Annotated in this window: 11 protein-coding genes; 5 read left to right on the top strand and 6 right to left on the bottom strand. The window is 45.8% G+C overall.

All coding sequences use genetic code 11. The annotated features are described in order from the left end of the window. Positions 1 to 30: 30 nt before the first annotated feature. From DTO96_RS07430 to DTO96_RS07410, 5 genes are all read left to right on the top strand, one after another. Positions 31 to 816: a YggS family pyridoxal phosphate-dependent enzyme gene (locus DTO96_RS07430; RefSeq protein ID WP_114563969.1), complete on the top strand. Its 786-nt coding sequence runs from the start codon at positions 31 to 33 to the stop codon at positions 814 to 816. Positions 817 to 967: 151 nt separating this feature from the next. Next, on the top strand, positions 968 to 1531 hold the full coding sequence (locus DTO96_RS07425) for a hypothetical protein (protein WP_114562914.1): 564 nt from the start codon (positions 968 to 970) through the stop codon (positions 1529 to 1531). Positions 1532 to 1577: 46 nt separating this feature from the next. Further along, the gene (gene proC, locus DTO96_RS07420) at positions 1578 to 2411 is read left to right on the top strand and encodes a pyrroline-5-carboxylate reductase (protein ID WP_114563968.1); all 834 of its coding nucleotides are present in this window, start codon (positions 1578 to 1580) and stop codon (positions 2409 to 2411) included. Positions 2412 to 2546: 135 nt separating this feature from the next. Next, entirely contained in the window at positions 2547 to 3254 is a 708-nt protein-coding gene (locus DTO96_RS07415; RefSeq protein WP_114562913.1) for a pseudouridine synthase, read from the top strand. Between the two features lie 215 nt (positions 3255 to 3469). Further along, entirely contained in the window at positions 3470 to 4807 is a 1338-nt protein-coding gene (locus DTO96_RS07410; RefSeq protein WP_114562912.1) for an MATE family efflux transporter, read from the top strand. Between the two features lie 110 nt (positions 4808 to 4917). Here the strand turns inward: DTO96_RS07410 and DTO96_RS07405 are convergent, their stop codons facing one another. The 6 genes from DTO96_RS07405 to DTO96_RS07380 all read right to left on the bottom strand — a co-directional run bounded on the left by DTO96_RS07405 (position 4918) and on the right by DTO96_RS07380 (position 13696). After that, positions 4918 to 7014 (bottom strand): peptidase domain-containing ABC transporter, encoded by a 2097-nt coding sequence (locus tag DTO96_RS07405; protein ID WP_114562911.1) that lies wholly within the window; start codon positions 7012 to 7014, stop codon positions 4918 to 4920. Continuing rightward, positions 7011 to 8255 carry an HlyD family secretion protein gene (locus DTO96_RS07400; RefSeq protein WP_157964368.1) on the bottom strand — a complete coding sequence of 415 codons (1245 nt, stop codon included), beginning with the start codon at positions 8253 to 8255 and terminating at the stop codon, positions 7011 to 7013. The genes DTO96_RS07405 and DTO96_RS07400 overlap by 4 nt, the downstream gene beginning before the upstream one ends. An 842-nt stretch (positions 8256 to 9097) precedes the next feature. Then, positions 9098 to 11416, bottom strand: a complete 2319-nt coding sequence (parC, locus tag DTO96_RS07395) for a DNA topoisomerase IV subunit A (protein WP_114562909.1) — start codon at positions 11414 to 11416, stop codon at positions 9098 to 9100. A gap of 391 nt (positions 11417 to 11807) precedes the next feature. Continuing rightward, positions 11808 to 12407, bottom strand: coding sequence for a recombination mediator RecR (gene recR / locus DTO96_RS07390; protein WP_114562908.1), 600 nt, complete (start codon positions 12405 to 12407; stop codon positions 11808 to 11810). Between the two features lie 100 nt (positions 12408 to 12507). Further along, positions 12508 to 13326 carry a tryptophan synthase subunit alpha gene (gene trpA, locus DTO96_RS07385; protein ID WP_114562907.1) on the bottom strand — a complete coding sequence of 273 codons (819 nt, stop codon included), beginning with the start codon at positions 13324 to 13326 and terminating at the stop codon, positions 12508 to 12510. 52 nt (positions 13327 to 13378) lie between these two features. Next, positions 13379 to 13696: a cupin domain-containing protein gene (locus tag DTO96_RS07380; protein ID WP_114562906.1), complete on the bottom strand. Its 318-nt coding sequence runs from the start codon at positions 13694 to 13696 to the stop codon at positions 13379 to 13381. Positions 13697 to 13949: the final 253 nt, after the last annotated feature.

Below are 13949 nucleotides of genomic sequence, written 5' to 3'. Positions count from 1 at the left end.
CAGCACCCATTATTATTGAATACATTCAGCATGTCAAACTCAGTCGACCATCCACTTTTTACCTCACTTGAACAACAGATACGGCGCATCACATCGACCATTCATGATGCGTGCATCGCAGCACAACGCTCACCAGATGCTGTTCAGCTGCTTGCTGTGACCAAAACCCATCCCATAGAAACCATACAAGCAGCTTATGCACTTGGTTTAAAAAGATTTGGTGAAAATTATGTGCAAGAAGGTGTGGATAAAATCATCGCCTTGCGCGGCATTCTTCCTGACAATCAAGCCATCTGGCATTTCATTGGTCCCTTACAAAGCAATAAAACGCGCCCAGTAGCCGAGCATTTTGCGTGGGTACACGGAATCGATCGCCTCAAAATTGCCCAACGTTTAAGTGAACAGCGACCCACGCACCTGCCGCCATTGAATGTGTTGATTCAAGTCAACATCAGTGATGAAAGCAGTAAAAGTGGTTGTGCGCCTGACAGTGCACTCGCACTGGCTTTAGAAATCATTCAATTGCCTCGCCTTACTTTACGCGGCTTAATGACCATCCCCGCCGCCATTGATCCCCAAGCGAATGAAGCGACCCAATGTGCTCCTTTTGTCGCCATGGCTCAACTGCATGCCAAAATCAAAGCCCATTTACCCCATGACGCAGCCCCTGCATTTGATACGTTGTCGATGGGCATGTCCGATGATTACCCTCATGCCATTGCTGCGGGCTCCACTTTGGTTCGCATCGGCAGCGCATTGTTTGGTCGCCGTCCTGCACCAACTCAGACAATGACACTCAACAACACACCCCATTAATAACACATCCCATTCGCAATCAAATGGAAATTCATCGTGTATGCCCTAAAAAACTTAAAAAACCACAACATCCTGTTCACAATCATTTCAAAATCATTTGAAGTGGATTTTCTTACCCTTACTTTAAAATCCCATTTATAACATGACACCCATGAGTAAAACCTACCTTGTTGATGCCAATTATCGCTTTATTGCTGCCAATCAAGAGGTCAACACCCGGATTGCCCAGCGCCAGCAAGCCTTGGCTTTATACGTCAGCTTAATGTTGAGTTTACTCGCTGCATTGGTCGCCTTACGCCCAACAACCGGCATGAAAGAACCTCCCATTGAGTGGCTGACTTTGGGATTTCCAGTGTCATCGATTTGCTTTGCCTTTCTCAATTACAAAGCTGAACGTGCCATCAGCAACTTACGTGCTTTTTTGTCGGTGCTTGAACGTTTAGAGAATGCGCATGAAACATTGCCCAGTTACAACACAGACCCACGCTGGTCAAACAATGCCAATCAAGCACGACGGTTTCATGACTACACCGCCGTCCTCTTGGTCGCAGGCGGTAATGCCGCAGGCTTAGGAGCGGCCTTTAGCATATACCCACAGCGACTCACCGATGCCCCGCTGTTCTTATATATTGCCATTTTTTTGGCATTGATTTCCATGGTTATTTTGATACTAACACCCAAATGGAGTTATCAAGTACACGTTGAATGCGATTGAGACACCCACCCTCTTTATTTTTTATTTTTTCAAAAGGTACAGCACCATGCATACAACCCCTCAAATCGTGTTCCTCGGCGGTGGCAACATGGCCACAGCCATTATCACTGGCATGATCAATCAAGGTGGTTTCGCCCCTCAGCAAATTGTCGTGGTTGAACACAACGCAGATCACCGTGACCATTTGCACCGCACATTGGGCGTGACCGCATTTGAAAATCTCGCAGCGGCCGTGCACCTCTCACCCGACGTGTGGATTCTTGCAGTCAAACCTCAGAGCATGAAAGCGGCTTTGGCTGAGTTGTCCCCTTTGGTGAAAGCCGATCAAGTCGTTCTAAGCATCGCAGCAGGTTTAACCATCGCCACTTTGTCCGAATGGTTACAAAAGCATAAAAAAGTGGTGCGCACCATGCCCAATACACCTGCACTTGTGGGTAAAGGCGTTACAGGAATTTATGCACCACTGAGCATTGTGAGCGAAAACGAGCAAGTGCTCATCAACCAAATCCTCTTAGCGGTGGGCGTGAATGTCTGGTTACAGACAGAAGCTGAAATTGACACCATCGCCGCCATCTCAGGCTCAGGTCCAGCATATGTATTCTATGTGATGGAGCACCTCACAGCAGCGGCTCGTCAATTGGGTTTTGATGAAGAGACTGCCAAGCTGCTCGTACAAAACACGTTCTCAGGTGCTGTGGCCTTGGCCGACGCTTCAGAAGATCCTGTCGACGTGTTACGCGAGCGCGTCACATCAAAAGGTGGGACAACTGCAGCGGCCTTGGCCGTGTTCAATGCCCAAGGCATCGATCAAGCCCTTATTCAAGGGACTCAAGCTGCGACTGAACGTGCCCGCGAGTTGGCCGTTGAATTGGCGAAATAAATTTATTTCAATTTGGGTGTGCTCATTTTAAATACGCAACAGCACACAAAAAGACTGCACCCATCTTTGATGCATCAACGCCCCCAATACCCAATAAAGAGGGCTAATTCTTTAACTTAAACAACACGATACCTTATGGCTAAAAAGCAAAAACCACAACCCATTGCCCGCATCCTTCAACAGCAAGGTTTCGGCACGCGTGCCTATTGCACCGCCCTCATAGAAACAGGAGAAGTACCTGTTAATGGTGAGTTTTGTGATGATCCTGATGCCCTATTTGACACTGAGCACCTGTCATGGGTGATTGATGGAACAACATGGCACTATCGCGAATACGTGTATGTACTGATGAACAAGCCTGAAGGTGTGGAGTGCTCGCAAAAACCCAAACACCATAAAAGTGTATTGACGCTGTTGCCTTCAAACCTGCGGGAACGTGATGTTCAGTGTGTTGGGCGTTTGGATGTGGACACAACGGGTTTGCTGTTGTTGTCAGACGATGGCCAGTTTATCCACAAAAACACCTCCCCAAAAAAGAATGTTGATAAAATTTATCACGCAACTTGCCGCCACCCCATCAGCGATGAAATGATCGCAGCATTAAAAGAAGGTGTGTTACTGCACGATGAAAATGAAACATTAAAAGCGGCCCATGCCCAAGTCCTGAGCGAAAAAGGTGATAATGTGCTGGAACTCACCTTACGGGAAGGCAAATACCATCAAGTGAAACGCATGGTGGCTGCTGCTGGTAATCGTGTCGATGCATTGCATCGAGTGGAAGTGGGTGAGTTTGTATTGCCAACGGACTTGAAGTTGGGTGAATGGGTGTTATTGGATCTTTAAAGCCAGACTTTTGAATCTTTTAAATTTTTTGAATCCTTTTGATTTTGATTCCCCTTTAAGAAATGCAATCATTCGTTTCGCAGCAAATTGTTTGAGCCACCACAGAGCGATGAGTATTGCCATATTGTCACTGTGTAGGGTGGCTCACTGTATGCTAAATCAGGCTCATGATTGATCGGCATGCGCCATCCTTACAAAGAACGAAAAAGAATAACATGACTGCACAAGCGCAAATGAAGTTTCTCACGGGTTCAACCATGCACCATGTATTGACCATGACGGCCACAGGTGCCATCGGTCTGATTGCCGTGTTCGTGGTCGATTTGCTCAATTTGTTTTACATTTCACGGCTCGGTCACAAAGAACTCGCTGCCGCCATTGGCTATTCAGGTACTTTGCTGTTTTTTGTGACCTCGATCGCCATTGGCATCTCAATTGCAGCCACCGCACTGACATCACGGGCTTTGGGACGAGGCGATCGTCATCAAGCCAAACAATTGGCGGGCGCTTCTTTAATCTTGATGGTCGCCATCATGGTGTGCCTGATTGTGCTGACGTTGCCTTTCCTAAACCAATTGATTGCGTTATTGGGTGCAGCGGATGAAACGGCTCGATTGGCTGTTCGATTCATGTACATTGTCTTACCCTCTTCAATTTTATTGGGCTTGGGCATGTGTTTGAGTGCCCTGCTTCGCTCTGTTGGTGATGCCCGCCGCGCCATGTATGTGACACTGGGTGCAGGTGCCGCAACAGCAGTGCTTGATCCAATTTTCATTTTCGGTTTTAATTTAGGCATTGATGGCGCTGCCATTGCCACCTCTTTGGCACGCGTGGTCATGGTTGTGCTTGGACTTCATGGTGTGCTCAAGGTTCACGGTTTATTTGCTTGGCCCCCGCTGTCGGTGTTCAAACGTGAGCTCAAACCTTTTATGGCCATTGCTTTACCTGCCGTGTTGACGCAAATCGCCACGCCTGTCGGTAATGCATTTGTGACCCAATCAATCGCTCAATTTGGAGACAGTGCGGTTGCCGGTTGGGCAGTGATTGGGCGGGTGATTCCTGTGGCTTTTGTCGTTTTATTTGCACTGTCAGGTTCAATTGGTGCCATTTTAGGGCAAAATTATGGCGCCAAACGTTTTGACCGTTTGCGCTCAACCATGAACGACAGCATGAAAATCACTGTGATTTATGTCTTGGTGGTGTGGTTGTTGCTTGCACTTGGGCGAAATCTGTTGGCGGATGCTTTTGGTGCACAAGGTACGGCACATGAGCTGATTACATTTTTTTGCCTGTTCGTGGCGGGCAGTTTTTTGTTTAATGGTATTTTATTCGTGTCCAATACTGCTTTCAACAACCTTGGTTTTGCATTTTACTCAACTGCTTTGAACTGGGGACGCGCCACGTTGGGTGTGATTCCCTTTGTTTGGTTGGGTGCACAATGGTATGGCGCAAAAGGGGCATTGGCGGGTTATGGTTTAGGAGTGGTGTTTTTTGGTGTACTTGCAGGCGTGCTGTGCTTCCGAGTGCTGCGTCAACTCGAAAAACAAACGTAACTTGCAAAAAATGCACTGATCATGGGGTGATTGACGTGTCACCGATCCATCACTTGGAAACACGCATGACAATCACAACACATCTCTCCTCTTTTTTAACAATGTTCAGTTTATTGAAGTACCTGCCCATGATCCAGCTGAATCACACGTTGTGCCATGCGAATGGTGCTTTCGCGGTGTGCCACAAAAATTCGGGTTAAATCCAGTCGGCTCACAGCTTCATTGACTTTCATTTCATTGCCACCATCCAAATGACTGGTCGCTTCATCCAACAACAGCACTTCAGGCTGGCGGTACAAAGCACGCGCCAACAATAAACGCTGCTTTTGCCCACCCGACAACGACGTCCCCATGTCACCAATCAAAGTGTTATACGCCATCGGCATGTCCACAATGTCATCGTGCAGAGCGGCCAAGTAAGCGGCCTCTTCAACACGTTCAATGCTGGGCGTTCGAGAGAAAAAAGTGATGTTTTCTAAAATAGAACCTGCAAACAAACTGTCATCTTGCATGACCGTCGCCACACGCTCACGGTAGTTATCCAAGCCCATTTTATTGATGTCCAGGCCGCCATAGAGCACTTCCCCTTCTTGTGGCTTGAGCAAACCCAGTAAAATTTTAACCAATGTGGTCTTGCCACAACCCGATGGGCCAATGATCGCAACAGACTCACCCTCTTGAATTTTGAACGAACAACCTTTCAGAACCCATGCAGATTGATCATCATAACGAAATGACACATTACGCAATTCGATGGTCGGCTTCAACTTCAAAAAACCGCTGACTTTGGCATGGGTGTCCTCGCGCTCGGTTAACACAATGTCGGCTAAACGCTCGGTTTGCACCCTCATCATGCGCAGCGCAATGTATTGATCAACCAAATTTGCAGCGCGTGATGAGAATTGAGCTTTATACGACAGCACAGCAAACAACATGCCGACAGACAAAGCCCCATCCATCACCAAACTGGCACCCAACCACATGATGACAATGGCCTCAACGCCAAAAATCAAACCATTGAATGCCTGACTGATCATTTGAACTTTTTGGATTTTTAAATCGGCATTGCGCCGATCCACTTCCAAATTAAACCAATGTGATTTCCGTTCTGTCAAAGCATTGAATAATTTGATGCTTTGAATGCCACGCAACGTTTCAATCAAAAAACTTTCAACCTTGGATGCAAACACCATCTGATTTTCAGTTTCCAGACGCAGATGTGAATAATGAAACCAACGCAACACAATGTAAAACAACAATGCCAGTACAGCCACCATGGCCAGCATGGGGCTGTAAAACAGCATCATGGCCAAAGTACCAACAGTCATTAAACCATCCAACACCGCTTCAACCAGCTGAGTGGTGATGAGCTTTTCGATGCCATTGACCGAATGGAAACGTGAAATCACATCCCCCAGATGCCGTTTCTCAAACCAACTCACAGGCAAACGGATTAAATGACTGAATACATTGCTCGCCCATTGCAAATTAAATGTGGTGCTCATGTAAATCACAGCCCAGCTGCGCAGCAATTTGATCGACACTTGAGTCACAGTCAACAGTAGAAAGCCAATGCCCAAAATGGTCAATAATTCTCGGTCTTGCGACACCAAAACTTGATCCAAAACCAATTGATTTAACAAAGGCATGACCAAAGCAAACAGTTCCAGAACAACCGCCAAACCAAAAATCTTCAATAACGAGCTTTTTAAACCCTGCACCTGCCCAACCAATTGACTCAGTTTGACATTTTGTTTTTCTATTTTTTGTTCAAATCGAATGTTTGGCGTTGCCACCAAGGCCACACCAGTAAAATGCCCGCTCACTTCATCCATACTCAAAACCACATGCCCGCGTGCAGGGTCATGAATTTCAACTTTATTGCCTTTGACCTTTTTCAGGACGACAAAATGGTTCATGTCCCAATGCAAAATGCACGGTGTTGGCAACTGATCCAATTCATCCAATTCCAAACGCATTGCCTGTGCATCCATGTTCATCCGCTCAGACATGTTCATCAAGTCGTCCAAACTCACGCCACGGGTTGAAATGCTGAAACGTGCTCGCAAAGAGGCCAAATCCGTGACAAAGCCATGGTAAGAAGACACCATGGCCATGCACGCCAAACCACATTCTGCGTTCTCAGTTTGCAACACCACAGGCAAACGCGGCTCACCTAAAAAACTCAATTGCTTAAAAACGCTCATACTTTAGAACCCATTAAACGCCCCGTGATGCTAAATAAAGGCTCAAACAGCCATTCATACAAACGGCGCGTATCCATCAACACATCGGCTTCGAGCTGCATGCTTGGCTGCAAAGCCTCTTGTTTGCCATATGCCATGATCGTTTGTGATGCAGGTTTAATTTTCACACGATACATCGGCTCTGTGGCCTTCAATATACCCGCCTCAATCAACTCGTTGTTGGTGAGCGCCACTTTGGAAATGGAGACCACCTCCCCCTCATGTTGACCAAATTTTTGATAAGGAAATGCTTGATAGCGCAACAACACACTGTTGCCCTCTTTGATAAAACCAATGGCACGGCTGCTCAAATACACATTCGCTTCTAGCAAGGCATCTGTTGGTACAATACTTAAAAGCACTGTATTTGCATTCACCACTTGCCCAACATCGGCCTGAATCGCCGAAGCCACACCGTCAATCGGTGCCAACACCAGTAATTCACGCTGGGTCTCATTGTCCGTGATGCTTTGGGTAATCGATGCATTTTGATTGTCCCCTTTGAGTTTGGCATCCTCCAACTCTGTTTTCGCAGAAGACAGCTGCTGTTGAATGCTGGTTTTCTCGCGCATCAAGCGTTTTTGATTGTTCAATTGGTTGAGGTAATTGTTGCGTTTGTCCTCAAGCACCGCAGAGGAAATAAACCCCTCGTCAACCAAAGCTTGATTGCGTTTATACACATCATTGGCAATGCGCAGCTGTTCTTTATAAATGGATAATTCGCTGTTGATTTGCGCCAACTGTTGTTGTAAAGCTGAAATTTTTTGTGCCGACTGCAATGAACTGATTTCATTCATGCTGTTTTGGCGATTGAGTTGTTCTTCTAACGATTGGCGTTTTAACTCCGACTGATTCGATGCCAATTGCCCTACCACCTCAGAACCAACAGCACGGTCACTTGAAATACGATACAAGACATGGCCACGCTTCACGACTTGCCCTTCCGTCACTTCACGTTTGACGACCGTTCCCATCTGGGGTGCCGCCACCCGCACAAGTCCCAAATTGGGCAATAAAACCCCTGTGACACGCTCCTTTTTTGTATAAGTACCAAAAATCAAAAAAGCCAGCAATGCCAAACCAATTAATAATGAAACCACAGTCAAAACATTTACAGCCAAAGGCTGGATGAGCAAAATACCACTTAAAGGCTTGGACTTCGATCGCTCGACAGCCTCAGGACGGAACAAAGAGTCGTTCATGCTGTTACTCAGTAAAAAAATAAAGGCTTGCTGTTTATTTGTAAAATGCATTCATTTTACGCACAAACATGCAAGCCAAGCTTTCATTATTAGAAAAAACTCACAAAATGACCATAAAGTAAGCCATCAAAAATTTTTTTCTAATAATATAAAAGAGATTTAACTCATCAAAAAATATTTCTAAGACATTGAAAATGCAATCTATGAAATACCCCATGCAGTCAAATGTTCATTTTAGGTGTACCACTTAAATAAAATTACGCAGCACTGCTTGATGGAGACGGTACTGGAGCTGGAGTTGGCGTTGGGCACGGTGTTGGCGTAGGAGTTGGGCACGGTGTGCAGCGAATGCGAGTACGATAACCACAGCCACCATTAACAAAGCTCAGTTCAAGTTTTTCCAAGTTTCTCATTGTTTTTCCTTAAATATAAATAAAAAATAAAACGAGATAAATTAGTCATTAACATCCGTTATTAACATCAGTCGTTAACCATAACTCATCCCTCTCATCACAATGCCAATTGTTATTTAAATGAACGTGCGGCATTAATTCACACCATTAGTCACCAACACAAAAATCAATCTAAATAAATACGCACAACACAACGATAACCAGCACTATGTGACGATAAGGAATTTTATCACAAAAAATATTTACAATATTTATTAAAATTACACTCGCAAGCAAAAAAATTAATATTTATTCCTATTTGTAAATAAAAAACAACCCATGTAAATATGTATTTATAATAAAAAACGACAAAATAAAATGACTTGCCTTTTTTAAGGGCAAGCCATTACAAAAAAACAACACCATAAAAAGGCAAAAAACAAATCACCCTCAAGCGAGGGATGGGGTGACCAGTTTACGCAACCCCACTGGTTTTAATTTTGCATCAATGAGTTTGCCTTTTTTTGCACGCCCGCCAACAAAGGGTTGCAAATTACCGCCTGAAACACGAAGTTCTTGCGCCTTACCAGCCCTTGCATTGTGCTGCACCAATAACGCCACGCCATCATTTGGCAACGCATCCATCAGTGTCACGTCCTCATCCAAGCCCATTAAAATAACACCTTTGCCACCACTGCTCAATTCTTTCAGTTCAGCCAACAAAAAATTAAGCAGGCGGCCGTTGTTTGCCAAACAAGCAAGGTACAAGTCATCAGAATCGACACTCATCAATTTTAAAATGGCATCCCCTTCGGCCAAATTCACAAAAGATTTACCTGCTTTCACACGGCTTTGTAAATCATTGGCTTTACAAGTAAAGCCCAATCCTTGCTTTGTCACAATCACCAATTTACTGTCATCAGGCCCAGTAAAATAATGGATCAATCGCGCACCATCTTGCACATCAATTAAAGATGCCAAAGGCACGCCATCGCCGCGCCCTCCAGGTAAAGCAGACACAGGAATACTGTATGCACGACCTTTTGAATCCAAGGCATAGAATTGATGGATGGATCGACATGGGTAAACAGCACATAAGTCATCCCCCTGTTTAAACGTTAAACCACCAACGTCAACAGCATGACCTGTTCGCGTACGAATCCATCCTTTTTGCGAAACGACGACCGTCATGGCTTCGTCCACCGTGGTCACTTCCAAAGTGGCTTTTTTCGCTTCCTCGAGTAAAGTTCGACGCGTGTCGCCAAATTTTTTGGCATCTACTTCAATCTCTTTAATAATCAAACGCTTGAGCACACTTTCATTGGACAAAAGCTCATTCAGCCCCGCCAATTCTTCTCGCAAAGCCATCAACTCTTGTTCAATTTTAATCGCTTCCAACCGAGCCAACTGACGCAAGCGAATCTCAAGAATGTCCTCCGCTTGACGATCTGACAGATGAAACGCCTCAATCAATGCAGGTTTAGGTTCATCCGATTCACGGATGATGCGAATCACCTCATCGATGTTAAGCAAAACCTGTTCGCGACCTTCGAGAATGTGAATCCGATCGGCCACTTTTTGCGCACGGTGTGCTGTCCGACGATGCACCGTGACCTGACGGAAGCTAACCCATTCCGTTAAAATGTCTCGCAGCGATTTTTGTGTGGGTCGGCCATCGCGCCCCACCATGACCAAATTCAACGACACCGAGCCTTCGAGGCTGGTGTTTGACAATAAAAAGTTACTGAAATCCTCAATCGAAATGTTTTTTGATTTGGGTTCGAACACCAAACGCACAGCCGCATCTTTACTTGATTCATCGCGCACACGGTCCAACATCGACAACATCAAAGCCTTGTTATTGGTTTGATCGGGCAGCAATGCTTTTTTACCTGTCTTGACCTTTGGATTCGACAACTCCTCAATTTCCTCAAGGATTTTTTGCGATGACGCATTCGGCGGCAACTCATTCACCACCAATTGCCACTGCCCACGCGCCAACTCTTCGATCGTCCAACGCGCGCGCACCTTAATCGAACCGCGCCCCGTAGAATACATCGTGCGAATGTCATCCAAGCTGTTGGTGATCTGCCCGCCGCCCGGAAAATCGGGCGCGGGTAAAATCGTGCACAACTCTTCATCTGAGATGTTGGGTCGCTTTAGGATCGCCACTGCAGCAGCCGCCACCTCATTTAAATTATGGGCTGGAATCTCCGTCGCCATCCCCACTGCAATCCCTGACGCGCCATTTAACAGCACAAAAGGCAAACGCGCAGGCAACAACGCAGGTTCATCCATCGAGCCATCATAATTGGGGATGAAATCGACTGTCCCCATGTCCAGTTCATCCAATAACAACGACGCAATCGGTGACAAGCGCACTTCTGTATACCGCATGGCCGCAGCACCATCGCCATCCCGTGAACCAAAATTCCCTTGCCCGTCAATCAACGGATAACGCAAAGAAAAATCCTGTGCCTGTCGAACCAAAGCCTCATACGCAGATGAATCACCGTGTGGATGAAACTTACCCAACACATCACCCACTACACGCGCCGATTTCACAGGCTTCGCATTGTGTGCCAAACCCATTTCATGCATCGAATATAAAATCCGTCGCTGCACAGGTTTCTGCCCATCGGCCACATCGGGCAACGCCCTGCCCTTCACCACCGAAACGGCATAATCCAAATAAGCCCGCTCAGCGTACTGCGCAAGCATGACTTTGGTATCGTCATTGTCCAACATCAAGTCATTGGTGGTTTGCATACAAAACATCCTGAAATTTAAAAAATAGAGGTGTGATTATAAAGGAATCGACGACTTTAAAAAGCCCAACCCATCGATTAGACAAGGGCAGTTCAATGCTGAAGCGCTTGGACAGGCCATGAACCATAAGGATCAAACTAAAACAAACAGACCCGTGATCAATGACCATGTAATTTTGACTGTTTTAAAGGTGGCTGGATTTCGAATGAATCGCTCACTTAAAACCTCTGGTTACCGAGACAACCTACTGAGGTAACCTCAAAGAAGGGTTAATTTTGCTTAAAATCACCTTTGTGTCAAAACACATAGTAAAACGCCTTTGAAAATGACATTTCGGCGATTAATCTTTGATTTTGAAATAAAATCACCCCAGATGTCCAGTCAGACGCGACTAACTAAAAGCACCTCGTCGCCCTGTCATGGCTTGCGCCAAAGTACCCAAATCAACTTGTTCCAGCTCACTGCCCACAGGCACACCTTTGGCCAACCGCGTGACCTGCAAGCCTCTGCTGGTGAGTTGTTCGGCGATGTGATGGGCGGTGAGCTCACCCTCATTGGTAAAATGGGTGGCAAGAATCACTTCATTGACGATGCCATCGGTGGCGCGCTTGAGCAACGCATCGATGCCAATGTCTTTGGGGCCAACACCATCAAGTGGATTGAGCTTACCCATGAGCACAAAATACAAACCGTTGTAAGTCATGGTTTGTTCAATCAAGAGCTGATCCATCGGTGATTGAACAACGCAAAGCAATGCGTCATTGCGTTTTGGATTGGCGCACACATTGCACAGCGGTTGATCGGTGAGCGTGTGGCATTTTTCACAATGACGCAGATGCGTGAGCGCATCGCTGATTGCATCCGCAAGGGTTTGTGCCCCTTCACGTTCATTTTGCAACAAAGTGAAAGCAAGTCGTTGGGCAGATTTTGGCCCCACACCAGGAAGAACGCGCAAAGCGTCAATGAGGATTTGGATTCGATCGGGTCGCATAAAGTCATTCAAAAAAGAAAACCTACTTTTCTGCGAGGTTTTTAGTGTGTTTTAAAGCCATTTTTTACAGCAAAAATGGACTTTTTTAAAAAATTACGAATCACGCATCCAAAGCCGTGCGCACGTCAGCAACCCAATTGCTGACCACTTGCACAGCATCTGTGCCTTCTTTCAATGCGGTTTCCACTAAAGTAATCAGCTTACTGCCAATCACCACACCATCAGCGACGTCAGCAACAGCACGTGCGCTGGTGGCATCGGATATGCCAAAACCCACATTGATGGGCAGATCAGTATACCCACGCAATTTCGCCACTTGGATTTTCACCGCTCCGACATCCAAATTACCCGCACCAGTCACACCTTTGAGTGAGACGTAGTAAATAAAACCACTGGCAATATGTGCAGTCGACTGCATCCGCGCTTCGGTGGTGGTCGGTGCGACGAGGTAAATCACATTAAGGCCAGCAGACTGGGCATTGTGCGCAAAAGCAGTTGACTCTTCTGGTGGATAATCAACAATCAGCGCGCCATCGACACCGCTGGCAACCGATTGTTTAATAAACTCATCTTGCCCCATGTGTTCAATCGGATTGGCATAACCCATCAGCACAACAGGTGTTTGTTTATCGATTGTCCGAAATTCACTCACCAGTGCAAGCACATCATGCAAACCCACACCATTGGCAACTGCACGCTCACTGGCACGCTGAATCACAGGACCATCGGCCATTGGATCCGAAAAAGGAACGCCCAATTCAATCACATCAACGCCTGCCGCAACCAAAGCATGCATGAGCTTGAGTGTCATCCCCACATCAGGGTCGCCCGCAGTGATGAAGGTGACGAGGTTTTTACGTTGATTGGTTTTATTTTGATTCAGTACGGCACTTAATCGAGTGGTTCCAGTGGTGGTCATATCAATTCATTTCAATTTTTAAATGTGTGAAACTTGGTCAACCTCAACGGTATCACGAAGCGGTTGGTTCTATCAATAAAAAATACACATCGCCCTTGGCAATGGGTCGATGTTCAACATTTCGAGGCACAATAAACAATTCGCCTGCATTCAGTTCGACGCGTTTGATGCCCTCAGCAAGGCGCATTTCTAATGTCAAATGCCCTTGAATCACCAAAAACACATCGTCAAAATCTGTGTGTGTATGCCATGGATAGTCTTTTCTCCCCAAGCCAATCATGATGTCATGGCCATCAAATTGAGCAAGGACGTTGGGTGACCATGGCTCAAGTAAGTTGGGTAGTTGAGATGTGATGTTAATTGCATTCATGTGCGAGCTCCATCATTGAGTCAATTGGAAAAATAAAATCCATTTTTTGATGCTTTAAGTTAAAACTTGCGCTGGTAATGATTCATACAAAGCTTATAAAATTTCAAAAAAACTGTGCTGTGTGCAATTTTTATGATCAATCAACACTCAACAATATCTAACAACATCCAACAACACTCAATAATACAATACCACCCCACAATTGAATTATCGCGGCAAGCCGCGATAATTCGTACCACATGTTTAAGTTTAG

The sequence above is a fragment of the Ephemeroptericola cinctiostellae genome (assembly GCF_003339525.1).
In the GTDB taxonomy this organism is placed as follows: domain Bacteria; phylum Pseudomonadota; class Gammaproteobacteria; order Burkholderiales; family Burkholderiaceae; genus Hydromonas; species Hydromonas cinctiostellae.
The sequence above is the reverse complement of the archived record's forward strand: the minus strand, read 5'-3'. Positions and strand labels throughout refer to the sequence as shown.